General features: G+C 35.1%; 20 protein-coding genes. 11 read left to right on the forward strand and 9 right to left on the reverse strand.

The window, feature by feature from the left end; all coding sequences use genetic code 11:
- Position 1: 1 nt before the first annotated feature.
- From K7G79_RS10375 to K7G79_RS10385, 3 genes are all read right to left on the reverse strand, one after another.
- Positions 2–1,057 carry a M28 family peptidase gene (locus K7G79_RS10375; RefSeq protein WP_223551510.1) on the reverse strand — a complete coding sequence of 352 codons (1,056 nt, stop codon included), beginning with the start codon at positions 1,055–1,057 and terminating at the stop codon, positions 2–4.
- A gap of 128 nt (positions 1,058–1,185) precedes the next feature.
- A complete protein-coding gene (locus K7G79_RS10380) occupies positions 1,186–1,545 on the reverse strand; it encodes an FUSC family protein (protein WP_223551511.1) in 360 nt (119 codons plus the stop codon).
- Positions 1,546–1,555: 10 nt separating this feature from the next.
- Positions 1,556–2,317 carry a DUF3108 domain-containing protein gene (locus tag K7G79_RS10385; protein ID WP_223551512.1) on the reverse strand — a complete coding sequence of 254 codons (762 nt, stop codon included), beginning with the start codon at positions 2,315–2,317 and terminating at the stop codon, positions 1,556–1,558.
- 179 nt (positions 2,318–2,496) lie between these two features.
- Between K7G79_RS10385 and K7G79_RS10390 the strand changes: the two genes are divergently transcribed.
- Both K7G79_RS10390 and K7G79_RS10395 read left to right on the forward strand, forming a co-directional pair.
- Entirely contained in the window at positions 2,497–3,342 is an 846-nt protein-coding gene (locus K7G79_RS10390) for a universal stress protein (protein WP_223551513.1), read from the forward strand.
- Between the two features lie 138 nt (positions 3,343–3,480).
- Positions 3,481–6,858: a tetratricopeptide repeat protein gene (locus K7G79_RS10395; protein ID WP_223551514.1), complete on the forward strand. Its 3,378-nt coding sequence runs from the start codon at positions 3,481–3,483 to the stop codon at positions 6,856–6,858.
- Between the two features lie 10 nt (positions 6,859–6,868).
- Here the strand turns inward: K7G79_RS10395 and K7G79_RS10400 are convergent, their stop codons facing one another.
- On the reverse strand, positions 6,869–7,654 hold the full coding sequence (locus tag K7G79_RS10400) for a hypothetical protein (protein ID WP_223551515.1): 786 nt from the start codon (positions 7,652–7,654) through the stop codon (positions 6,869–6,871).
- A 224-nt stretch (positions 7,655–7,878) separates the two neighbouring features.
- On the opposite strand from K7G79_RS10400, the gene K7G79_RS10405 reads away from it, so the two are divergent.
- Positions 7,879–8,829 (forward strand): calcium/sodium antiporter, encoded by a 951-nt coding sequence (locus K7G79_RS10405; RefSeq protein WP_223551516.1) that lies wholly within the window; start codon positions 7,879–7,881, stop codon positions 8,827–8,829.
- Between the two features lie 74 nt (positions 8,830–8,903).
- Here the strand turns inward: K7G79_RS10405 and K7G79_RS10410 are convergent, their stop codons facing one another.
- On the reverse strand, positions 8,904–9,914 hold the full coding sequence (locus tag K7G79_RS10410; protein ID WP_223551517.1) for a glutamine synthetase beta-grasp domain-containing protein: 1,011 nt from the start codon (positions 9,912–9,914) through the stop codon (positions 8,904–8,906).
- Between the two features lie 263 nt (positions 9,915–10,177).
- Here K7G79_RS10410 and K7G79_RS10415 point away from each other — a divergent pair, with 263 nt between their 5' ends.
- From K7G79_RS10415 to pyrF, 6 genes are all read left to right on the forward strand, one after another.
- Complete coding sequence (locus K7G79_RS10415) at positions 10,178–12,364, forward strand: glutamine synthetase III (RefSeq protein ID WP_223551518.1); 2,187 nt, start codon at positions 10,178–10,180, stop codon at positions 12,362–12,364.
- A 230-nt stretch (positions 12,365–12,594) separates the two neighbouring features.
- Positions 12,595–13,773 carry an AIR synthase related protein gene (locus tag K7G79_RS10420; protein ID WP_223551519.1) on the forward strand — a complete coding sequence of 393 codons (1,179 nt, stop codon included), beginning with the start codon at positions 12,595–12,597 and terminating at the stop codon, positions 13,771–13,773.
- Between the two features lie 79 nt (positions 13,774–13,852).
- Complete coding sequence (locus K7G79_RS10425) at positions 13,853–14,812, forward strand: DUF3078 domain-containing protein (RefSeq protein WP_223551520.1); 960 nt, start codon at positions 13,853–13,855, stop codon at positions 14,810–14,812.
- A gap of 194 nt (positions 14,813–15,006) precedes the next feature.
- Positions 15,007–17,562: an adenosylcobalamin-dependent ribonucleoside-diphosphate reductase gene (locus K7G79_RS10430; RefSeq protein ID WP_223551521.1), complete on the forward strand. Its 2,556-nt coding sequence runs from the start codon at positions 15,007–15,009 to the stop codon at positions 17,560–17,562.
- Positions 17,563–17,893: 331 nt separating this feature from the next.
- Positions 17,894–18,970 (forward strand): peptide chain release factor 1, encoded by a 1,077-nt coding sequence (gene prfA, locus K7G79_RS10435; RefSeq protein ID WP_223551522.1) that lies wholly within the window; start codon positions 17,894–17,896, stop codon positions 18,968–18,970.
- Between the two features lie 28 nt (positions 18,971–18,998).
- Positions 18,999–19,817: an orotidine-5'-phosphate decarboxylase gene (gene pyrF / locus K7G79_RS10440; RefSeq protein WP_223551523.1), complete on the forward strand. Its 819-nt coding sequence runs from the start codon at positions 18,999–19,001 to the stop codon at positions 19,815–19,817.
- Here pyrF and K7G79_RS10445 read toward each other — a convergent pair.
- The 3 genes from K7G79_RS10445 to K7G79_RS10455 all read right to left on the reverse strand — a co-directional run bounded on the left by K7G79_RS10445 (position 19,810) and on the right by K7G79_RS10455 (position 21,097).
- Positions 19,810–19,959 carry a hypothetical protein gene (locus K7G79_RS10445; protein ID WP_223551524.1) on the reverse strand — a complete coding sequence of 50 codons (150 nt, stop codon included), beginning with the start codon at positions 19,957–19,959 and terminating at the stop codon, positions 19,810–19,812. The genes pyrF and K7G79_RS10445 overlap by 8 nt on opposite strands.
- A 70-nt stretch (positions 19,960–20,029) precedes the next feature.
- On the reverse strand, positions 20,030–20,227 hold the full coding sequence (locus K7G79_RS10450; RefSeq protein ID WP_223551525.1) for a Lacal_2735 family protein: 198 nt from the start codon (positions 20,225–20,227) through the stop codon (positions 20,030–20,032).
- Positions 20,228–20,395: 168 nt separating this feature from the next.
- Positions 20,396–21,097: a DUF4197 domain-containing protein gene (locus tag K7G79_RS10455; protein WP_223551526.1), complete on the reverse strand. Its 702-nt coding sequence runs from the start codon at positions 21,095–21,097 to the stop codon at positions 20,396–20,398.
- A gap of 239 nt (positions 21,098–21,336) precedes the next feature.
- Between K7G79_RS10455 and K7G79_RS10460 the strand changes: the two genes are divergently transcribed.
- Complete coding sequence (locus tag K7G79_RS10460; protein WP_223551527.1) at positions 21,337–24,819, forward strand: methylmalonyl-CoA mutase family protein; 3,483 nt, start codon at positions 21,337–21,339, stop codon at positions 24,817–24,819.
- Positions 24,820–24,919: 100 nt separating this feature from the next.
- Here the strand turns inward: K7G79_RS10460 and K7G79_RS10465 are convergent, their stop codons facing one another.
- On the reverse strand, positions 24,920–25,315 hold the full coding sequence (locus K7G79_RS10465) for a hypothetical protein (protein ID WP_223551540.1): 396 nt from the start codon (positions 25,313–25,315) through the stop codon (positions 24,920–24,922).
- 124 nt (positions 25,316–25,439) lie between these two features.
- On the opposite strand from K7G79_RS10465, the gene K7G79_RS10470 reads away from it, so the two are divergent.
- Positions 25,440–25,880: an Lrp/AsnC family transcriptional regulator gene (locus K7G79_RS10470; RefSeq protein ID WP_223551528.1), complete on the forward strand. Its 441-nt coding sequence runs from the start codon at positions 25,440–25,442 to the stop codon at positions 25,878–25,880.
- Positions 25,881–25,898: the final 18 nt, after the last annotated feature.

Genomic DNA, 25,898 nt, shown 5'->3' on the forward strand with positions numbered 1-25,898 from the left:
TCTATTTTAACAACTCATGTTTTTCATCAGTAGTCAATCTGTGAGGCTGGTTTGCCAATTGCCATGTAGTGGCGAATATAAGTTGGGCACGTTTTCTTAATAGATTATAATCTATTTTATCGGGTGTATCTGTGTGTTTGTGGTAATCATCGTGTTCACCATTAAAATAAAAAATTACAGGAACACCATGCTTAGCAAAATTATAATGGTCGGATCTTGTATAGTAATTGTTTCTATCTTTTTCGCTATTATATCTATAATCTAAATTAATATTGAAGTAGGCATCGTTTACTTTTTCGGAAGTGTAATGCAGTTCTTTACTTAGCCTATCGGCACCAATTAAATAAATATAGTTGCTATCATCTTTGTGAATATCATCCACACGACCAATCATATCAATATTAAGATTTGCAATGGTATTTTCAAGAGGAAATACCGGATTGCTTGTGTAGTATTCAGAACCTTGTTTGCCTATCTCTTCTGCAGTAAGATGAAGAAATAGGATGCTTCTTTTGGGACCATTGCCTTCTTGTTTTGCTTTAAGGAAAGCATCTGCAATTTCCATAATAGCAACAGTACCCGAACCATCATCATCTGCACCATAATTAATATTTCCTCTTTCATCAACACCAAGATGATCTAAATGAGCAGAAATAATAATTTGTTCATTAGGTTTTTCATTCCCTTCAATATAAGCCAATACATTTTCGGAAGCATTAATACCTTCTTTTAAAAAATAGGATCCAGGAATGGATTGATAGTAATTGTTGTTGCCAAATGGCGAAGGAATTCCTTTGCTTATATAATAATCCTTTAAGAATCTTGCAGCTAATTTTTGTCCTTTAGTTCCTACTTCACGACCTTCAAACTTATTGGAGGCAAAAGTATAAAGGTGGGTTTTTAACTCTTTTGAAGTGATGGTGTTGGCATATTTTATAACCTTCATGCTGTCTACCAATGTAATGCTGTTTTGAAGATTTTTGATTTTTATGCTATATTTTTCGGTTGCACAAGTACCCAAAAGGGAAAAAAGAGAAAGGATAAAAAGTGTCTTCATGTGTGCATATTTGATAGGTTTTATCCCAAGTAATATATAATTAAAATTTTCTCTGGGCAAAAAAAATGCAATATGCTAATTTCATATTTTTTTGATATAACAAATATATACAATAAAGAGTGAATCACTTATTGTGCTATGTCAATATCTTCAAATTCTTCGATATCTATGTCAATGTTTTCCAATTCTTCAATGGCTTCTTCTTTTAATTCTGTTTCTTTAGTGTCCAAAGTTTTGGTGTCAGTCACTTCTGTTGTTGTGAAAACCGCTTTGTAAATGGTTAGGGAAAGCGCAACAATTGTAAGTAAAAAAATAAACTGAATAATTTTTTTTACATTACCTGTTTTTTTTGATAAATAGAATGCCGCCAAACCAAATATTAAAGCTGCAAGGGCAGGGATTATGGCTAAGTTAGAAATTGGCAATACTGCAAATATGGTGGCAAGAATTGACGAGACAAGAGCTAAAACAATGAAGGTTTTTTTCATATGACTACGTTTAATTTATTAAACCTGAAACTGATTTTATTTTAAGTTCGCCATTCCCCACAGGTATTTTAAACTTGCCGTATACAATTATTTTGTTTACATCTGCAGTTAACCAAAGCAAATTACTATTGTTACCTTGTAATATGGCTTCGTTGGATCCAATGGCCAATTTATAACATTCTTTTTTTCCTATGGCAGTGTTAATAGTTTCCTTGCCTAAATAAGTGACCTGTGCCTTGGTTTCTTTACGGTCGAAAATAATAGTTAAAGATTGGCGATCTCCTTTACTCATGTTTTCAAAATTAAATGACCTAATGCTATAGAGTGTAGAGACTATATCTTTTGTACTATTACCAATGGAAATGGTTTTGTTTTCTATGTTATTGTTTCTTTTGGTCTGTATCGATTTTACTGTTTTTGTCTTATGACTGAAGGTGTATTTCATGGACTTATAATAACTACCTTCATTAATATCCCTATTATATAAATATGGTGTGAGTGTTTTTGGATTTACATAGCTTTCATAGAGATCCCTTATTCTAAAAAAATTATCCCATTTACTGTAAGTTGCAGCGGTACATTTTAGCCTTAATAATGTGGCTTTTGAGGTTTTTACCGGACTGGTTTCCATGGTTACCTGTGCGATATCTGTTAAAATGCCTGACATGTTATAGGAGGCTGTATAAACAAGCTTTTCGTTAGTGCCAATGGCTGTATTTTGAGCATTTAAGGTCAATGAAAATAAGGCAAGAAGAATAAAGGTAAAACGCATTCTGTGGACTTGTTTTTTTTGTTAATATTTTATAATATCACATTTATTGTGCCGAAAATACAATGCTTTAAAATTCTAAACTAATTTTTAATCATTTAAATAAATAGGTAAACAGACTGATAATTGTCATGTTTTTAAAAGTTTAGCATTACTATATTTATGAAAAATACTTCGGTACAATGAAATCTATACTTTTGCCAACTGATTTTTCGAAAAACTCATTGAACGCCATACACTTTGCTATGCGATTTTTTAAAGATCAAGCATGTGATTTTTATTTTATGAATGTACAGAAGGCTTCTTCTTTTATTTCTGATGATATGATGGTTGTTGCCTCTTCAGCCACAATTTATAATACTATTGTTGGGGCAGCAAAAAAATCTATAAGCAATATTATTTTAGATGTTAAAAAGACCTACGCCAATGATAAACATACATTTCACTCCATAGTAGATTATGATAATTTTACCGATGCCATCAATCAAGTAAGTGTAAATCGCAATATAGATTTGGTGTTAATGGGCACTAAAGGAGCTTCTGGTTTAGAGAAAGTGATTTTTGGAAGTAACACAATTCATGTTATACAACGTTGTTTAGCTCCTGTATTGGTTATTCCAGATGGTTATAGATTTTCAGGTTTGTCAAAAATTGTTTTTGCAACTACCAATTTGGAACCATTTGCAATTGAAGATATGGCTTTATTAAAGGAGTGGGTGGAATTATATGATGCTGAATTGGATATTCTACACATAGCAGATCAAAATCATTTAGCCTATGTTGCTTTTGATAATCACAGTTTTTTTAACACATATTTTAAACGGCCCAAGCATGATTATATTGATACTACTAAAAAAGATATGTTCAGTGAAATTTACACATATATCCATGCCAACAAAATAAAAATGTTAGCGATAAAAAATAAAAAACATTCTTTTTTAAAGCGATTGTTTAATAATGATGGTTTGGAAACTTTAGCTTTTAAAATAGATATACCCTTTTTAGTGTTGCCTTGCTCTGGTAAATAATAATATTCCTAATAAACATAATTAATTGTCTTTCGATATATCTTTTAGAGGGTCCTTTTTTGCTTTGGTACTTTATAATTTAAGTATTTACACTTAACTTTATACATTTATCATAACCAAACGATTTTGTTTTGTACAATGAAATATAGTCTTTGTATACTTATCTGTATTTACTTTTTTAATAGTTCCTTTAGCCAAACATCAAAATTAGATAGCCTAAAAGCCATATTTGAAAATTCAAAAACTATTGATTCTTTACGTTACGAAGCGGGATTAGATGCTTTTATGCTATATTTTAGACAAGATTTAGATTCTGCAAAAGTTTTTGGAGCTAAAATTCTTGAGTTTTCAAAGGAAAAATCCAATAAAAAATGGGAGGCCACGGCGCAAAGATTTATTGGCAACACTTATGCTGTACAAGGTGATTTCCAAGAGGCCTTGAACTATTTTGTAAAGAGCCATGAGTTGCATACTCAACTGTTGGACAGAAAAGCTATGGCAACCACACTAAATAATATTGGAACGGTTTATTACGAGCTTGGAAATTTTACGAGGGCATTGGATTATTTGTTAGAGGGCTTAAAGATTTCAGAAGACATTGAGGATAAAGAAAATTTAGCCCGATTAACCAATAATTTGGGTAATGTCTTCACGCGTCAAAAAAATCATGAAAAAGCATTGGAATATCTCACATATAGCTTAGATCTAAAAAAAGAAATAGGTAATAAGCGTACCTTGGTTCATGCTTATAATAATGTTGCATTAGTATATACCAATTTAGATCAATTTGATTTGGCATTAAATAATTTAATGAAGTCGGCCGAACTAGCAGAAGAAGTAGGTGACAAAAGAGGATTGACTCGAGCTTATAATAATATTGGAGAGCTTTATAATAGGCAGGGCAAATATGATGAAGCTTTAACATATTTAAATAAAGGGATTAAGATTAAAAAGCAAATCAACGATAATGAAGGTCTTATATCTGCATATTTGTTTAGGGGTGGTGGTGTATATCTTAATACTAATAAATACCGCTTGGCCAAACTAGATTGCGAAAAAAGTTTGGAACTAGCAACACGAATGAGTGTACTTGTTGCAATTAAGGAATCTTGTGAATGTTTAAGTAAAGTGTGGGAAAACCTTGGTGATTATAATAGATCTTTGCAATATTATAAACAATCCATACAAGCAAAAGATTCATTGTTTAATAGCGAAAAAACTCAAGAGATTACACGTCAAGAAATGCAATACCAATTTGAAAAACAACAGTTGGCAGATAGTATTGCGTTTAACAAAGAAAAAGCAGAGCAGGAATTACGTTATACAGAAGATATAAGCAAACAGAGAAACAAGGTAAACCTTGTTATTTTTACCACTATTGGGCTGTTAGTTGTTGGGGGTATTTATTGGCGTTCAAGACAAAAAAGTATAAAATTAAAACAAGAGCGTGAGGTAATTAGTAAGTTAAAGCAAGTTGATAAGCTTAAAGATCAGTTTTTAGCAAATACATCACATGAATTAAGAACGCCATTAAACGGAATTATAGGATTATCGGAATCTTTAAAAGATGGTGTTGCCGGGAAGATGTCCAGAAAGGCTATTGATAATCTTGACATGATTGTAAACAGTGGAAAACGATTATCCAATTTGGTTAATGATATTCTCGATTTCTCCAAATTAAAAAACAAGGACTTGTCGCTTGCTATTCAGCCTGTCGATATTTTTTCTGTTGTCGATTTAGTGTTAAAAGTCTCTACTGCTTTGGCTAAAGGGAAGGATTTAAAGCTTATTAATGCAGTATCTAAAGATGTTTCTTTAGTAGAAGCAGATGAAAACAGACTTCAACAAATACTGTATAATTTGGTTGGCAATGCCATTAAATTTACACAAGAAGGGACAGTAGAGATTCAAGCAAAAGAAAAAGTAGGTTTTTTGGAAGTGTCCATTAAAGATACAGGTGTAGGTATTCCTAGAGATAAGTTCGATTTTATTTTTAAATCTTTTGAACAGGCCAATGGTTCTAATGATAGAGTTTATGGAGGAACAGGATTAGGGCTTGCTGTCACTAAGCAATTGGTTGAACTTCATGGAGGCAAAATAAATGTTGAATCAAAGGTTGGCGAAGGCTCTACATTCACTTTTACCTTGCCTTTAAGCAATGCAAGTAGAACTGAATTGTCAATTCAGAATCTAGATGATAATGTTCAGAATATTGCAGAAGACAAGATGGATGTCATCAATGAAGAAGTTGCCTTATCAGATTTTAAGACTTCCAATTTAAGAATATTGATTATTGATGATGAACCTATTAATCGTCGGGTTTTAGAAAACCATTTAACGGTTGCGGGGTATAACGTTGTTGAGGTTGGTAGTGGCAGGGACGCCTTGGAGCTTTTGGCCAAAGGAAATAGTTTTGATTTAATACTATTGGATATCATGATGCCCAATATGTCTGGTTATGATGTTTGTGAAACAATTAGGAAAACCTATTCTAGCAGTGAATTACCTATTGTGTTGCTTACCGCCAAAAATAGGGTTAGCGATTTAGTTGCTGGTTTTAATGTTGGCGCTAACGATTATTTAACCAAACCATTTTCTAAAGACGAATTGTTAAGTAGAATTAAAACCCATCTTAATTTATATGGTATCCATAAGGCAACAAGTAGATTTGTGCCAACAGAGTTTTTGAAATCCGTAGGAAGGGAAGCCATAACCGAAGTGGTTTTAGGGGACCATATCCAAAAAAAGGTTACCGTATTGTTTACGGATGTGCGGGATTATACTGGTTTGGCAGAATCGATGACACCACAACAAAATTTTAAATTTGTAAATGCCTATGTTGGGCGTATGGGGCCATTAATACAAGAAAATAAAGGGTTTGTTAATCAGTATTTAGGAGATGGTATTATGGCGCTTTTTCCTGAAAATGCAGAGCATGCTTTAAAAGCCTCCATTGCTATGCAAAAAACAGTTTTAGAATACAATATAAGACGTGTAAAAGAAGGTTTTAAACCTATTTCGGTAGGTATGGGAATGCATACAGGGGCATTGGTTATGGGTATAATAGGAGATGTGTATAGAAACGATACTGCCATTATTGCCGACACGGTTAATACGGCATCCCGCATGGAAGGCACGACTAAATATTACGGTGCTAATATTGTGTTAAGTGAAAGTAGTATGGCATCTATTGAAAAAAAGGATGATTTTAACTTTAGGTATTTAGGAAAGATAAAGGTAAAAGGAAAAAATGAAGCTATTGGTGTTTATGAGTGTTTTAACGGAGATGAAGATATTATTGTTGAGCTAAAAATAAAAACCTTAAAGGATTTTGAAAAAGGGCTAAAATATTTCTTCAATAAAGAATTTCCTAAAGCCTCAGCTGCTTTTGATAAGGTGCTGGGTAAAAACCCAAAAGATATGGTTGCCAAATATTTTGTCACCAAATCTGCAGAGTATACCATTTCGGGAACTCCAGAAGATTGGGATATGGTTAATGCATTTGATAATAAGTAATATAATCAGATTATTTTTTTGTTACAGCTATTATGGCACCGTCTTTGGCTTTATCTCCATAAATGCTCATGGCTATTTTTGGGCCTAGAGTTTCTACATCGGCAAGCTTATCTAACTCAGCCAAGTTGTTGAGGGTTTCAAAATCACTTTCCTTGCCATCGATTATAATGAGTTTGTCTATATTTGGTTTATCAATAAATTTGTATTTAGCAGATTGCTTGGAAAGATCTTGACCTAATCTTTGTCGCATTTGTTCAATTAATTTTTGTGTATCTGTATATTCTTTTAAAAATAGACTATCGTTACTGTTTCCAAAAAAATCCTGAAAGTTGAAGGATCTTAAATTTTGACCAAAAATGGAGTCACTGGGAAACCCCATAACAATATTTGGAAAGTTAAAAGCAGACATGGTATTATTAGGTTTGTCACCTTGGTTAATAAAAAGTACCCCGTCTTTAATACCAAATGTTAATTTAGAAATGGGTTGGTTGCCTGAAAATTCGCTGATGGTTTGTGAGCCGTTACTATCTTTCAGGGTGATTTTAATTCCTATTAGTTCGGCATTTATGTTTCTGTTTATTTTTGAAAAAGTAACTTTAATATCATGCTCTTTCAGCATGGCTTCAATATCCTCTAGATCATTGTCACTGGTTTTGTTGTCGATAGTAATAATAACGTCATTGGTTTGGAAGGATTCATGACTAATGATATTGGCATGGGTATTTAAAGGTGTTTGACATATTAAAAGGATAAATAAAAACCTAAGTCCAATTTTAAAAACAGATGGGATTTTCATGATGCTCAATGATTTATTTTATTTATATCAAATTTAAAGTGTAATTAAATAGTGTTATAAACTTTAACCAAATTTTATAATTGAATGTTAAAAATTGTGAAATATCGTAATAGTTATCAGCATGTTTTTTTTTGGCTAAGACTATTCATTGCATAATAACAAAAACTTTAGGCTTCTATCTTCTAGCTTATAACTTTCAATTATCTTCGCAAAAAAATAAATGAATGAGTTTACTTTGGGTTGTTTTGGGTTTTGTGATGTTAGTAATTGGAGGGGAGTATTTGGTGCGTTCTTCGGTAGCACTGTCTTTTAAATTTAATATTTCCAAGATGGTTATTGGTATGACAGTGGTGTCATTTGCTACTTCAGCACCAGAGCTATTGGTTAGTTTGCAAGCTGCATTAAAAGGATCGCCAGCTATAGCCATTAACAATGTAATAGGGTCTAATATCGCAAATATTGGTTTGGTGCTAGGTATTACGGCTATGGTAGGGACTATTGTGGTTGATAAATCATTTTATAAAGTTAATTGGCCAGCTATGATGGTTTTTTCGTTAGGAGTTTATTATTTCTTGGGCAATGATGACATGCTTACAGCTTTAGAAGGAGGCGTTTTGTTTATAGGGCTTATTTTATTTTTAGTGTACTTGATAAAAGGAGTGAAAAACGATAAGGATTTAGAAGACATTGATGCTACTTTAGCGATCGTTTCTAACTTTAAGATTCTCATTTGGCTACTTATTGGAGCAACGGCTTTGTATTATGGAAGCGAATGGCTGGTATATGGAGCAAGGGAAATAGCATTGTCTATAGGTGTAAGTGAAGCTGTTATAGGGGTATCCTTAATAGCTGTGGGAACCAGTGTTCCAGAATTGGCTGCTTCAGTTATTGCAGCGGCAAAAAAGGAAAAAGCAATTTCTTTAGGGAACTTAATTGGTTCAAACATATTTAATATAGGTTCTGTATTGGGCTTAACCGCATTAGTAAAGCCCATACCGGTCACAGAGCCTAAAATTTTATCAAATGATATAGTTTGGATGCTAGCTTTTGCAGTTGTATTGCTGCCTATGGTATTTATAAAGAAACGGTTTGAAATTACCAGGGTTAAAGGGTTTCTGTTAGTTTTGGCTTATAGTGTTTTTATTTTATTAGTCTTTGCTTCGGGTAAGATTTAAAGAAATAAGTGTAAAAGAAAAGCGTTTGTACAATTAATACAAACGCTTTTTTTATGAACAAACTTAAAGTATTATTATACTTCGGCAGATTTAATGGTTTCTATAATTCTACCTGCTATTTTATAAGGGTCGCCGTTAGATGCTGGTCTTCTATCTTCTAACCAACCTTTCCAACCTCTTTCAACAGTAATAATTGGTATCCTAATTGAAGCACCACGATCTGATATACCATATGAAAAATCAGAAACATGAGCTGTTTCATGTAAACCAGTTAAACGCTCATCATTATAGGCTCCATAAACAGCTATATGATCATCTGCTACAGGTCTAAAAGCTTCGCATATTTTTTCATATACTTCTTTAGAACCACAGGTTCTTAATGTAGTATTGGAGAAGTTGGCATGCATACCCGAACCATTCCAATCACCTTTAACAGGTTTTGGATGGTATTCAATATAATAGTTGTATTTTTCAGTTAATCTGTCTAATAAATAGCGGGCAACCCATATTTGATCACCAGCTTTTTTAGCTCCTTTTGCAAATATTTGAAATTCCCATTGACCAGGAGCTACCTCTTGGTTAATACCTTCAAAGTTTATTCCAGCTTCAATACACAAATCGGCATGTTCTTCAACTAAATCCCTACCCCACGTGTAACGACCACCAACAGAGCAGTAGTATTTTCCTTGAGGACCAGGAAATCCACCACGCGGAAACCCTAAAGGTAAATCTGTTTTAGTATCCATTAAGAAATATTCTTGCTCAAAACCAAACCAAAAATCATCATCATCATCATCAATTTTTGCCCTTGCATTGGAAGCATGGGGTGTGCCATCAGAATTTAAAACTTCAGACATAACTAAGTATCCATTTTTTCTTGTTGGATCTGGATAAATAGCAACAGGTTTTAATAAACAATCTGAAGAACCACCTTCAGCTTGTTCTGTTGAACTTCCATCAAAAGACCAGATCGGACAATCTTCTAGCCTTCCACTAAAATCGTTCTCAATCTTGGTTTTACTTCTCATGTTTTGAGTTGGTTCATGACCGTCAAGCCATATATACTCTAATTTTGATTTTGCCATAATGAATAGTTTATAAATACAGTACTAAATAATAATTGAGCAAATATAGTATTTTATAAGATGTATGGTGTTTTATAGGGGGTAATTTAATTAACAGGAGTATTATTTTTGTCTACACCCTATTTTTTTGGGGAGTATTTTGAAAAATAATAATTTTTACCTCGTTATACTGAAAAATTGTTAACAATATTTTTTGCGATTCGATCTGAAATTGAAGCACTATATTTATTTTTGTAATTCTTAACAAATCAAACATTTAAAATATGTCAACCTTAAGATTTCATGCCGTAAAAGAATCCTTGACGCACAGTCCAAAAGAGGTGTGGGAAAACGATAGACGTTCCAATTTATTTGGAAAAAACGTATTTAACGAACAGGCCATGCGACAGCACCTTACCAAAGATGCATTTGATGGGGTAATGAACGCTATTTGGCATGGAAAAAAAATTGATAGGACCATAGCCGATCAAGTAGCTTCATCTATGAAAGACTGGGCCCTGTCTAAAGGAGTGACACACTATACGCATTGGTTTCAGCCCTTAACTGGAGCTACAGCCGAAAAGCATGATGCCTTTTTTGAAACCACAAGCTCTGGTGCATCCATTGAAAAGTTTGGTGGCTCACAACTCGTGCAACAAGAGCCGGATGCGTCAAGTTTTCCAAGTGGAGGTATACGGAATACATTTGAAGCTCGAGGATATACTGCTTGGGATCCTACATCACCAGCATTTATTTATGGAACTACGCTTTGTATCCCTACCATATTTGTGGCTTATACAGGCGAAGCATTAGATTATAAAACACCTTTGCTAAGGGCATTACAGGCGGTTGACGCTGCGGCTACCGATGTTTGCAAGTATTTTGATAAAAACGTTCGGAAAGTATCATCGTCACTGGGTTGGGAGCAGGAATATTTTTTGGTGGATAAAGCATTGGCTTTAAGTAGACCGGATATTACATTGACTGGCAGAACACTTTTAGGACATTCCTCTGCAAAAGGACAGCAGTTAGATGATCATTATTTTGGATCTATTCCAACTAGGGCATTAAGTTTTATGCGGGAACTGGAAACAGAATGTATGCTTTTGGGGATACCTGTTAAAACCAGGCATAATGAAGTTGCTCCAAATCAGTTTGAGTTGGCACCCATTTTCGAAGAGGCTAATTTAGCGGTAGATCATAACTCGCTTTTAATGGACATCATGGGAAGGGTGGCTTCTAAGCATAATTTTAAAGTACTTATGCATGAAAAACCATTTGCGGGTATAAATGGTTCTGGAAAACATAACAACTGGTCACTATCTACGGATACAGGAGTCAATTTGTTAGCACCTGGAAAAACACCAATGAGTAACCTCCAATTTTTAACCTTTTTTGTAAATACTATAAAGGCAGTTAATGAGCACGAAGCTCTATTAAGAGCTGCTATAGCTTCAGCAAGTAATGACCATAGGTTAGGGGCTAATGAAGCGCCTCCTGCTATCATGTCGGTATTTATTGGAGAGCAATTAACTAAGGTCTTGGAGGAATTGGAAGGTGTAACCAAAGGAAAATTATCTCCAGAAGAAAAAACAGAACTTAAATTGAATGTCGTTGGTAAAATACCTGATGTACTATTAGATAATACAGACAGAAACAGGACTTCTCCTTTTGCGTTTACTGGTAATAAATTTGAGTTTAGGGCTGTAGGATCTACAGCCAATTGTGGCAACCCTATGACGGTTTTAAACACCATTGTAGCAAAGCAGCTAAAGGATTTTAAAGTAGAAGTGGATAAGCTTATCGATAATAAAGGTCTGAAAAAGGATGAAGCTGTTTTTAATGTGCTACGTGAGTATATTAAATCTTCTAAACGTATACTGTTTGAAGGTAATGGTTATGACCAGTCTTGGGAAAAAGAAGCTGAGAAGAGAGGGTTGAGCAATAATAAAACAACACCTGAAGCCTTAAAGTCTAAAATAACAAAAGAAACCATAGCCTTGTTTGAGGAAATGAACGTTATGAGTGCTATAGAAACTAAGGCGCGTTATGAAATTGAGGTCGAAGCTTATATAATGCATATTCAAATTGAAAGTAGGGTGCTTGGTGATATTGCCAGAAACCATGTAGTGCCTACCGCTGTTAAATATCAAAATGTATTGATTGAGAATGTTAAGGGTCTTAAAGAGATTTTTGATAAAAAATTCAATGAAGTTTCCAAGGAACAATTAAACTTAATTGAAGAAATTTCAGGACATATAGAAGGAATAAATGCCAATGTCACCAAAATGATAGAGGAGCGTAAAAAGGCAAATGCTATGCAAGATATAGAGGATAAGGCACATAGTTATTGTTTTAATGTTAGATCTTTATTTGATCAGATACGCTACCATTGCGATAAATTGGAATTGTTGGTCGACGACGAGCTCTGGCCATTAACCAAATACAGGGAATTGTTGTTTACAAGATAATAGTTGCAATAAAAATCTCGCTTTAAAGGCGGGATTTTTTAATTCAAAAAAAGAATTTCTATTATGGAAACTAGATTTTGTGCCAAATAAATTACAAAATCTAGTTTTACTTTAATATTCATAATTCGACATTGTTTATTAGCCGCTTGGTGAGTCTGTATGTTTTTCATTTGGTTTTTTGAAATTCCAAATAAAAAAATTCATGTACTTTTGCACCTCAAACCAAAACAATGAGTCAAGAAGTTTCCAAACGTTATGCCCAAAGAGGGGTTTCGGCATCAAAAGAAGATGTACATAATGCTATTAAAAATATTGATAAAGGCCTGTTTCCAAAAGCATTTTGTAAAATTGTTCCAGACTATTTAACCAATGATGACGATTATTGTTTAATCATGCATGCTGATGGGGCAGGAACCAAGTCTTCCTTGGCTTATTTGTATTGGAAGGAGACAGGGGATATTTCGGTTTGGAAAGGTATTGCGCAAGATGCATTAATAATGAATATTGATGATTTGTTGTGTGTAGGGGCTACAGATAATATCATGTTGTCATCAACCATTGGGCGCAATAAAAATTTAATTCCAGGCGAAGTTATTTCAGCAATTATAAATGGTACTGAGGAACTTATTACTGAATTAAAAGAATTTGGTGTAACCATCCACTCAACAGGAGGGGAAACGGCCGACGTAGGCGATTTGGTGCGCACGATTATAGTTGATTCCACAGTAACTGCAAGAATGAAACGTAGTGATGTTATAGATAATGCCAATATACAAGTAGGCGATGTTATTATAGGTTTAGAAAGTTTTGGACAGGCATCTTACGAGAAAATGTATAACGGGGGTATGGGCAGTAATGGTTTGACCTCGGCAAGACATGATGTGTTCCATAAGTATTTGGCAGAAAAATATCCAGAAAGTTTTGATGCTTCGGTTCCTGAAGGATTAGTTTATTCTGGTGGTATTAAATTAACAGATGCCGTTGAGGATTCTCCAATTGATGCAGGAAGGTTGGTTTTGTCGCCTACAAGAACCTACGCACCAATCATAAAATCGATTTTATCAAATTATAATAGTGAAACCATACATGGTATGGTGCATTGTTCAGGGGGTGCACAGACTAAAATTCTTCATTTTGTTGATGAGCACCATATAATAAAGGATAATTTGTTTCCAGTTCCACCATTGTTTAGGTTAATTCAGGAGCAAAGCAAGACCGATTGGAAAGAAATGTACCAAGTATTTAATTGCGGGCACAGAATGGAACTGTATGTTAGCCCAACCATAGCCGATGAAATTATAGCCATATCAAAGTCCTTTAATGTAGATGCTAAAATTATTGGTCGGGTCGAGGCTTCAAAAACTAAAAAACTTACAATAAAAAGTGAGTTTGGTGAGTTTAATTACTAGAAATTTATCATGCTGGTTTATAATGGAATAGTTTTTGATAAAATTCTAAACGTTTTAAAAAATCTCTAACCAGTCTTTTATGAAAAACATTCTTTTTGTAGTTGTTTGTTTGGTATTTCAATATTTAAGTGCCCAACCAGATTCTTTGTTTATTAAAACGATTACGCCAAAAGAGGAACGTCCAGAATGGTTACAAAAAAGCAAATTCTCTATCGATTTAAGTGAGGTCGCCTTTGTGAATTGGAATGCTGGAGGTAGTAACTCGGTTTCTGCTTTGGTGGGTTTTTATACTGAAGCTAACTATAGGGATAAATATTATTTTTGGAATAACAACCTAACCTCTCGTTATGGTTTAAATAGCCAACAAGGACAACAAATAAGAAAGACAGATGATTTATTTGAGATCAATTCTAATTTGGGTTATAAACCCGATATCATTTCAAATTGGTTTTACTCCTTAAGGCTAAATTTTAGGACACAGTTTTCAAATGGATATAAATATCCTAATACTGATGTTCCAATTTCTAGGTTTATGGCGCCTGGATATATGTTTTTTGGTGGTGGTATGGAATATGGAAAAAATATAGATGCTTTGTCATTTTATTTTTCACCTTTGACACTAAAGGCCACTTTTGTATTGGATGAAGATTTAGCTAATGCAGGTGCTTTTGGTGTAGAGCCAGCTATTTATGATGAATTTGGGGAATTGATAAGAAAAGGAGAGCGATTTAGGAGAGAAGCAGGTATTTTAATCACCAATAGCTATCAAATGCAGGTTGTAGAAAATATAGGCTTAAAGCATCAGGTTAATCTTTATACCGATTATATTAATAATTTTGGAAACGTAGACGTTGATTGGCGCATCGATTTCGACTTTAAAGTGAATAGTTTTGTAAGGGCTACATTGGGTTCCCATATTAGGTATGATGATGATACTAAAACACGTGAATCTACTGAGGTTGAAGGGGAATTTGATGAGGCTGGAGCTAAACTTCAATGGAAGCAGTTTCTTGGTGTCGGCTTTGCTGTGGACTTCTAAAATTTAATTGACATTTTCTTTTAAAAATTTGTTAACTTTTTATTGTTAATAAATTTTTAAATAACTGATAAACAATTAATTGACTTTGTGTTCCTGTAAACTTTATGACATTTGTCATGTTTTGGGTTTGAAAAATTTTGTTTATTCATATCTTTATAGAATAACGCTAGCAAACCTAAAACCCAGACAAATTTATGAAAGCAGAACTCGCCCAAACATCTTCAAAAACCTACACGCAAGAAGAGGTATTTAAGGCCTCACTAGAATACTTTAAAAATGATGATTTAGCAGCACGGGTATGGCTCAACAAATATGCTTTAAAGGATTCGGAAGGTAATATTTATGAGCTTACGCCCAACGATATGCATCGCCGCATAGCTAAAGAAATTGCGCGTATAGAATTAAAATATACCAATCCACTGTCAGAAAAGGAAATTTATAACCTTATTAAGGATTTCAAGTATATTGTTCCCCAAGGTAGTCCTATGGCAGGAATTGGGAATCCGTATCAAATAGCATCGCTTTCAAATTGCTTTGTTATAGGGAATTCGGGAGAATCGGATTCCTATGGAGCTGTAATGAAAATAGATCAAGAGCAGGTACAACTCATGAAACGTCGAGGTGGTGTGGGGCACGATTTATCTCATATTCGACCAAAAGGATCGGCTGTTAAAAACTCGGCATTAACATCTACAGGTGTTGTGCCATTCATGGAGCGGTATTCCAATTCAACCAGGGAGGTAGCGCAAGATGGTAGGCGAGGAGCACTTATGTTATCGGTATCCATTAACCATCCAGATTCAGAGGATTTTATCAATGCTAAATTAGAACAAGGAAGGGTTACGGGAGCCAATGTTTCTGTTAGGATAGACAATGGGTTTATGAAGGCAGTTAAGAATGGGGAAAATTATGTGCAAAAGTATCCTGTATTTAGTGATAATCCTAAGGTATCTAAAACGATTAGTGCTAAAAATATTTGGAAAAAGATAGTGCATAATGCATGGAAATCAGCAGAACCGGGTATTTTATTTTGGGATACTATTATTAACGAGTCGGTGCCCGATTGTTATGCCGATTTAGGGTATAAAACAGTATCTACCAATCCTTGTGGCGAAATACCTTTATGTCCTTATGATTCCTGTAGGTTGTTAGCGATCAATTTGTTTTCTTATATAGAACATCCGTTTACGGAAAAAGCTGCTTTTAATTTCGATTTGTTTAAAAAGCATGTGGCTTATGCCCAGCGGATTATGGATGATATTATTGATTTGGAGCTTGAGAAGATTGACAATATTTTGAAAAAAATCGATCAGGACCCAGAATCTGATGAGGTGAAAGCTACTGAACGTAATCTATGGCTTAACATTAGAACCAAAGCACAGGAAGGAAGGCGTACGGGAATAGGAATTACTGCTGAAGGTGATATGCTGGCTGCTTTAGGTATTCGTTATGGAAGTGAGGCTGGTAATTCATTTTCGTTGAAAGTCCATAAAACTTTGGCTATTGCCGCTTATCGTGGATCTGTGCATTTGGCGAAGGAACGGGGTGCTTTTGGCATTTTTGATGCGGAGCGCGAAAAGAACAATCCGTTTATTCAAAGACTAAGGGAAGCTGATGATAAGTTATATTACGAAATGTTGGAGTATGGTCGCCGTAATATAGCCCTGTTGACTATTGCACCAACAGGAACCACAAGTTTAATGACGCAAACCACTTCGGGCATTGAACCTGTTTTTATGCCAGTTTATAAGCGAAGAAGAAAAGTGAATCCTAATGACAAGGATGTGCGGGTGGACTTTGTAGACGAAGTAGGGGATTCTTGGGAAGAATATGTGGTATTTCATCACCGGTTTAAACAATGGATGGAAGTTAATGGTATAGATACTGCCAAAAATTATTCACAAGCCGAAATTAATAAACTAATAGAAAAATCGCCTTATTATAAAGCTACGTCAAACGATGTGGATTGGTTGAGTAAAGTAAGTATGCAAGGGGCGATTCAAAAATGGGTAGACCATTCCATAAGTGTGACCATAAACCTACCCAATGATGTGACTGAAGAATTGGTTGGTGAGCTTTACTTAAAAGCTTGGGAAGTTGGTTGTAAAGGGGTTACGGTATACCGGGATGGTTCACGTTCGGGTGTGTTGATTTCTAATGATGAGAAAAAAGATGAAGAAAACAGTAATATTCTAACAGCTTTTCCTGTAAAGCGTCCGCAAATTTTGGAGGCCGATGTGGTGCGTTTCCAAAACAATAAGGAAAAATGGATTGCATTTATTGGTCTGATTGATGAAAAGCCTTATGAAATCTTTACCGGGTTGGCAGATGATGAGGATGGTATTTTAATTCCACGTTGGGTGAATACAGGGCTTATCATTAAAAATAGAAACGAGGATGGTACCTCGCGTTATGATTTTCAATATAAAAACACGAGAGGCTATAAAACTACTATTGAAGGTCTGTCACATAAATTCAATCCTGAGTTTTGGAATTATGCCAAATTGATATCCAGTACCTTACGCCATGGCATGCCAATAGATAAGATTGTGGATTTAATTAACAGTTTGCAATTGGATAATGCATCGATTAATACTTGGAAAAACGGTGTTGTTCGTGCCTTAAAACGCTATGTTGAAGATGGTACTAGGGCCAAAGGTCAGCGATGTGATAGTTGCAAATCGGAAAACCTAATCTATCAAGAAGGTTGTTTAACCTGCAAAGACTGTGGGTGTTCAAAATGTGGATAATTATGGAGAACTAATGTATTGGACCTGCTAGGTTTTACTTATGCTGAGCACAGCTGAAGTAAAAAGCCGGCAGGTCTGTATCAATCCACAAAGTTATTTGTTCTGTTTTAACCAAAAGAATTTTAACTTTTTAAAGGGAAGTAGAGCTATGTTCAGAGTAATGGAGCAAAATGTAAACCCTTTTAAAGTATAAATATTACAATAATTTCTGTATCATCTTATAAATAGCCCCATGTGTAAATAAATATTTTAACATTTATTGATATCAAGGGATTGTAGATATTAAGAATTCATAAATTATCGTATTTTTGGTCACCAATTAAAAAGGCAGATGTTAGAGAAATTACAAATAGTAAAACAACGTTTCGATGAAGTTAGTGATTTAATTATCCAACCAGATATTATCTCCGATCAAAAGCGATATATTGAATTAAATAGAGAGTATAAAGACTTACGTATTCTTATGGAAAAGCGTGAGCAATATATTGCGCTTACCGATAATTTAAGTGAAGCCGAAGAGATTATTTCAGATGGAAGTGACCCAGAAATGGTGGAAATGGCTAAAATGCAGTATGATGAGGCTAAAGCAGGTATCCCAAAGTTGGAAGAAGAGATTAAATTGCTTTTGATTCCTAAAGACCCTGAAGATGCCAAAAATGCCCTAGTAGAATTACGTGCAGGGACAGGTGGCGACGAGGCCAGTATTTTTGCAGGCGATTTGTTTAGAATGTATACCAAGTACTGTGAAGGTAAGGGTTGGAATGTAAGCACGGTTGACTTTAGTGAAGGGACTAATGGCGGATTTAAGGAAATACAATTTGAAGTTTCGGGTGATGATGTTTATGGAACATTGAAATTTGAAGCTGGTGTGCATCGCGTACAGCGTGTACCACAGACTGAAACCCAGGGGCGTGTACATACCAGTGCAGCTACGGTTATGGTGTTTCCAGAGGCGGAGGAGTTTGATGTGGAAATAGATCCAAAAGATGTGCGGATTGATTATTTCTGTTCCTCTGGACCAGGGGGGCAATCGGTAAACACCACCTATTCTGCAGTTCGCTTAACACATATCCCAACAGGGTTGGTGGCGCAGTGTCAGGACCAAAAGTCGCAGCATAAGAATAAAGAAAAAGCGTTTAGGGTATTGCGTTCGCGGTTGTACGATATGGAGTTGGCCAAAAAGCAGGAAGAAGATGCCGCTAAACGAGGTAGTATGGTAAGTTCTGGAGATAGAAGTGCTAAAATTAGGACTTACAACTATCCCCAAGGGCGTGTAACCGATCATAGAATAGGTTTGACGCTTTACGATCTACAAAATATTGTAAATGGTGATATTCAAAAGATTATTGACGAATTGCAACTGGCTGAAAATACCGAGAAATTAAAAGCTGGTGATGAGACAATTTAAAATAGCTATTTTATTGGCAAAATAAAATATGACCACAGCCCAACTTATTTCAGAAATCAAAAAAAAGCAATCCTTTCTTTGTATAGGATTGGATGTCGATTTAAATAAAATCCCACAGCACCTTTTACAGGAAGAAGATCCCATTTTTGCCTTTAATAAAGCCATTATAGATGCTACGCACCATTTATGTGTGGCGTATAAGCCCAATACGGCATTTTATGAAGCTTACGGATTAAAAGGCTGGAAGGCTTTAGAAAAAACCATCAATTATCTGAATGAAAAGTATCCTGAAATTTTTACAATAGCCGATGCCAAGCGTGGTGATATAGGAAATACCAGTAGTATGTATGCCAAGGCCTTTTTTGAAGATTTGGCCTTCGATAGTGTCACAGTTGCACCCTATATGGGAAAAGATTCGGTGGAACCTTTTTTAGCTTTTAAAGATAAGCACACTATTCTTTTGGCATTAACCTCCAATCAAGGTGCATTCGATTTTCAGACGAAAACCGTTGGTGATAAAGAACTTTATAAGCAAGTTCTGGAAACGTCTAAAACATGGTATAATGCTGAAAGTTTAATGTATGTGATTGGTGCTACCAAAGCAGAGTTTTTAGAAGATATTAGGGAAATTATCCCAAACAGCTTTTTGTTGGTGCCTGGGGTTGGAGCCCAAGGAGGTAATCTGCAAGATGTTTGTAAGTATGGTATGAATGCAAATGTTGGGCTTCTTATCAATTCTTCCCGAGGCATTATTTATGCCTCTAATAAAGAAGATTTTGCCAATGCAGCAGCGGAAAAAGCGAAAGACATTCAAATAGACATGCAGTCCATTCTATCATCTAGATAGGAGAAATTTCGTGCTTACCATCGTAATCTAATTTACTTAAATCATCAACAAAATTGGAAATGCAATTTTCCAATTCTTCTAAGCTTATTACTTTACTAAAGTTGGGCTTAATTTTACCAACTCTACAAAAATGCGTGCTCATAACGTGTTTTTATGTAAAGTACGGATATTTATGTTTTTTGGATGTAATTAAAACGTTAAATTATTGATAATTATCGAGCTAATTTGGTTTGTTCCCTGGCTAGATATTTTAGCTTGTTAAGTTTATTAAGAAGTTTTATAGCCTTGTATTCCGAAATGTCACTAATGGCTGAATCAGTTTGCCTAAAATTGTAGGCTTGCTCTATTAGTGCCCTATATTGTTTATAGAGTTTATCTTGATTGGATTTTATATTTTCAATATGGCTCATTTAAGTATTGATTAACAAGCTATTAAATATACATTTTTATTTTTAAAATTAAATAATGAAGCAAAAATATTTTTAGTTCTTAGTATAGTTAAAGTTATTGACAATGTTTTTAAAGTGTAGTTTGCCAAAATCTATAAGATGGATGACATTTAGTATTATTCTTTGTCACTAATCTTGTAAAGCAAAAACTTTTCTTAGCAAATTGGTAGTCCTAGAAGTTATTTTGGTTCTAATCTCCTTTTCTTCAACAGCTATCATGGTATATACACCTTTTAAAGCTTCATTAGTAACATAATCGGTTAAATCAGGGTTAACGTCTGCGGTAAACGGAATAGTATTGTATTTGTTAATTAGGTTTTTCCAAATTTGGTCCGCACCTACTTTATTAAACGACTTTTTGATGACGGGATGGAATTTACCATAAAGTGTCGCTTGGGTTTTAGAGTTTAGGTATTGCGTAGCAGCATCATCGTTGCCTAATAAAATGTTTTTCGCATCAGTAAAGGTTATACCCTTAACGGCATCAACAAAAATTGGGGTAGCTTCTTTTACTGCATCTTCTGCCGCACGATTCAATACTTTTAAACCTTCATCAGCTAGTTTGCTTAAACCAATATCGCGAAGTGCCTTATCTACTTTATGCAGTTCTTCGGGTAGTAAAATTTTAACCAGTTCGTTTTTGTAAAATCCATCTGTTTGGCTAAGCTTGCTTACCTGTTTATCAATACCAAAATCTAAGGCCTGTCTTAAGCCTGCTGCAATTTCAGCTTGGGACAAACCGCCTTGTGGTAGCTGGTTGACTACGTGTTGGAGTTCGGCACAAGCCGTTAAGTTTAAAATGAATAAAAAGGTTAATGTTTTGCGGATCATGGATAATTTGGGTTTTATAGGCTTTAACAAATATATGTATTTTTATTTATGGAGTATTCTCAGGTGTGGATGCTTGGTTTTAACCTTTCTTCATATGACAAAAAAATCACAAAAACGATCTACCTTTTTTAATTCATTAAAGAATATTTTCTAAAACTATATTAGGTAATTTTGTGTAAACGGTTAATTTTTTTGAATATTTCGTAAATTGCAGTAATAAAAATGAATATTCTTTACGAATGAATCAACAGGCTCCATATAAACCAAAATACAATATACGAATGGTAACTGCAGCTTCGCTGTTTGATGGCCATGATGCTTCCATTAATATTATGCGCAGAATTATTCAGGCCACAGGGGTGGAGGTCATTCATTTAGGGCATGATAGAAGTGTTGAAGAGGTTGTCAATACGGCCATTCAGGAAGATGTAAATGCCATTTGTGTAACCTCTTATCAAGGAGGCCATAATGAGTATTTTAAGTATATGTTCGATCTTTTAAAGGAAAAGGGAGTAGGGCATATTAAAATTTTTGGTGGTGGTGGTGGTGTGATTTTGCCTTCGGAGATCAAGGAATTAATGGAGTATGGTATTTCACGTATTTACTCTCCAGATGATGGTCGTGAAATGGGATTGCAAGGTATGATAAACGATTTGGTAGAGCAATCAGATTTTCCAATGGAACCATTACCAAAAGAAAATGATATTAGAGAAAATCTTAAAGTAAAAGACATAAATAGTATTGCGAGATTGATTTCACTTGCAGAAAATAATCATGAAGCTTTTAAAAATAGCCAAGGTCATTTTAATAAAAAACAAAACAAGGTTCCTGTTTTGGGAATTACAGGGACAGGAGGTGCTGGTAAATCAAGTTTGGTGGATGAGTTGGTACGTCGCTTTTTATTGGATTTTCCCGAAAAAACAGTTGGTATTATTTCGGTAGATCCTTCAAAGCGTAAAACAGGAGGCGCCTTGTTAGGTGATAGAATTCGCATGAATGCTATTAATAATCCCCGCGTTTATATGCGAAGTCTGGCGACGCGCCAGTCAAATTTAGCGCTGTCCAAGCACGTAAATGAAGCCATTACTGTTTTAAAAGCTGCAGAGTACGATTTAATTATACTGGAAACTTCGGGTATTGGACAATCCGATACCGAAATTGTTGAGCATTGTAACGTATCGCTTTATGTAATGACCCCAGAGTTTGGGGCCGCGACGCAGTTGGAAAAGATAGACATGCTGGATTTTGCAGATCTGGTTGCTATTAACAAGTTTGATAAAAGAGGAGCACAGGATGCTTTACGGGATGTAAAAAAACAGTATATGCGTAACCATGGGTTATGGGATGCTTCGCTAAGTGGGTTGCCTGTTTTTGGTACTATTGCATCACAGTTTAATGATCCTGGAATGAACAGGCTTTATAAAGCGGTTATGGAGATATTGGTAAAAAAAACCAAAACCGACCTAAGCTCTACATTTGAGGTTTCAGAGGGGATGAGTGAAAAGGTTTTTGTTATTCCTCCAAAGAGAGTACGTTATCTATCGGAAATAGCAGAACATAATAGGGCTTATAAGCATAAATTGAGAGAACAAGCTGAAGTCGCTCAAAAGCTTTATGGTATATATGCAACCATTTGCTCTGTAGCTAATATTACATCTGACGGGATCACAGAACATAGTAAAAGTGTTTTCGAAATGACTTTTATAAGTAAATTGGGTTTGAATGAAGAAGAGATCTTGAAAAAGGTTCAGGATGGTAAGCATCCAGAAGAGGAGTCCCGAATAAAGTTTTTAAGGCTTCTCTTTAAAGAGTTCGATCGTGTTAAGCTCAATCTCGATCCGCACCATTGGGAAACAATTATAGGATGGAAAAGTAAGGTAAATAGATACACAGCTCCCATTTATAGCTTTACAGTTCGAAATAAAACCATAAAAGTAGAAACACATACCAAATCGCTGTCGCACCTACAAATACCTAAGGTTGCTATGCCTAAATATCAGGCCTGGGGAGATATTTTGCGCTGGGTATTACAGGAAAATGTTCCAGGGGAATTCCCCTTTGCTTCGGGTATTTATCCGTTTAAAAGAACCAATGAAGATCCGGCACGCATGTTTGCTGGAGAAGGTGGTCCAGAACGTACTAATAAGCGGTTTCATTATGTAAGCATGGGTATGCCTGCCAAGCGTTTATCAACAGCTTTCGATAGTGTAACTCTTTATGGTAGCGACCCAGATAGCCGCCCGGATATTTATGGAAAGATTGGCAATGCTGGTGTCTCTATTTGCTGTTTGGATGATGCTAAAAAATTGTATTCTGGTTTTAACCTGGCCCACGAAATGACCTCGGTGAGTATGACTATTAATGGTCCGGCACCTATGCTTCTAGGCTTTTTTATGAATGCTGCCATAGACCAGCAATGTGAAATCTATATTAAAGAACACGGGCTGGAGCAAGACGTTGAATCTAAAATAGCTGCATTGTACAGAGGTAAAGAGCGCCCTAGGTATTATGGTGCTTTACCACAAGGCAATGACGGTTTAGGATTGATGTTGTTAGGTGTTACAGGAGATCAGGTATTGCCAATAGAGGTGTATCAAAAAATAAAATCAGGGACTTTAGCCCAAATAAGGGGTACAGTGCAAGCCGATATTTTAAAGGAAGACCAAGCCCAAAATACCTGTATTTTTTCAACGGAATTTGCATTGCGTTTAATGGGTGATGTTCAGGAGTATTTTATTGAAAATAACATTAAAAACTTTTATTCAGTTTCTATTTCCGGTTATCATATAGCCGAAGCCGGAGCCAATCCTGTTACCCAACTGGCATTAACCCTGGCCAATGGATTTACCTATGTAGAATATTATTTGAGTAGGGGTATGGATATTAATGAATTTGGGCCAAACCTATCTTTTTTCTTTTCAAATGGTATCGATCCAGAATATGCTGTTATAGGTCGTGTGGCCCGAAAAATTTGGGCTAAGGCAATGAAGTACAGATATGGTGCTAATCCTAGGACACAAATGTTAAAGTATCATATTCAAACCTCTGGACGTAGTTTGCACGCACAGGAGATTGACTTTAATGATATTAGAACTACCTTGCAGGCATTATATGCGATATACGATAATTGTAATTCCTTACATACCAATGCTTATGACGAAGCGATTACTACACCAACCGAGGAATCGGTGCGTCGTGCTATGGCCATTCAATTGATTATTAATAAAGAATTAGGTTTGGCTAAAAACGAAAATCCAATTCAAGGGGCTTTTATTATTGAAGAATTGACCGATTTGGTTGAAGAAGCGGTGCTAATGGAATTCGATAGAATCAATGAGCGGGGAGGTGTTTTGGGTGCCATGGAAACCATGTACCAACGTAGTAAGATACAGGAGGAAAGCTTGTATTATGAGACCTTGAAGCACAATGGTACGTATCCCATTATTGGGGTCAATACCTTTTTAAGTAGTAAAGGGTCTCCAACCATATTACCTGCTCAAGTTATTCGGGCAACTGAAGAAGAAAAACAAATACAAATAACAACTTTAAAACAGCTTCATAAATTTAATAATACTGAAGCTTTATTAAAGGACTTGCAGCGGAAAGCTATAAATAACGAAAATATTTTCGGGGCCTTAATGGAAGTTTGTAAAGTGTGTTCTTTAGGTCAAATTACCAATGCTTTATTTGAGGTAGGGGGGCAGTATCGCAGAAACATGTAAGCAGATCTCCAAATTTTTCAGCTGAGCTATGCCGAAGCAGGTAGCCCAAGGATTTTTTAGAATTACAATTTCAACAGAAAATTATATAAAGCTAAAAAAGCTATAAAGTTAGCATCCAACTACGTTGAAGCTTTTTAAATTTCTTCAGTTCACGTCTTAGAATGGGTAGAAAATCTTTACCGTTACTATTCGACCTCTCCAAACGGTAAGAGTTTTTATAGAGCAAATTGGTAAGGCGTTTAAGGGAAGCAATGTGCTTATATTTCCGTTCTGAATGACGTTGCATTTCAGCATTAATGATTTCTGGTGCCAACGATACAGACTGTTGGACAATGTCTCCCGAAAAGTAGATGTTGTGGTCTTCAGAACCATCTTCCTTTAGGGCTGATAAATCATGATTTAAATAGCCTGAAATATTCTGCGAAAGCGCAAAAATCTCTAAGGCTTTTTTGTAAATCGGTAAATCCGATAGGTTTGATGGGGTATTAGCTAACATCATTCTTTTTTCTATAAGCAATTACCCAAAATTAGTGACAAGAATTTACAATCAACTTTAAATGTTAAAGTAAAATTGTATATTTGCTTTAATATTTGCTTTTTTAAAGTTAAAATTCTTTTAAATGGCGTTAGATGATCTTAACACGAAGATTTTAAGGTGTTTACAAAAAAACGCAAGGCTCTCGAATGCCGAAATTGGGAGGCAAGTGGGGATAAGTTCTCCAGCAGTTTCTGAGCGCATTAAAAAAATGGAAGATTTGGGCATTATAGAAGATTATAAAGCTCTGGTTTCTCCCTTTGAGTTAGGGTATCAACTAAAGGCAATAATTACTTTACGCGCCTTTATGGGAAAATTAAAACCTTTTTTGGAGAAGGTAAAAACATATGATGAGGTGATAAACTGTTATCGTATTACAGGTGATGAAAACATTGTTATGGAGGTGGTTTTAAAAAATCAAAAACATTTAGAAAACTTTATTGACCAGTTGATTACCTACGGTGAAAGCAAAACCCAAATAGTGTTATCCCGAGTTGTAAAACAAAAGGAAATTAAACCTATTTAATAACTTGAACGGATATAT

Source organism: Aestuariivivens sp. NBU2969 (assembly GCF_019931125.1).
GTDB classification, from domain to species: domain Bacteria; phylum Bacteroidota; class Bacteroidia; order Flavobacteriales; family Flavobacteriaceae; genus Aestuariivivens; species Aestuariivivens marinum.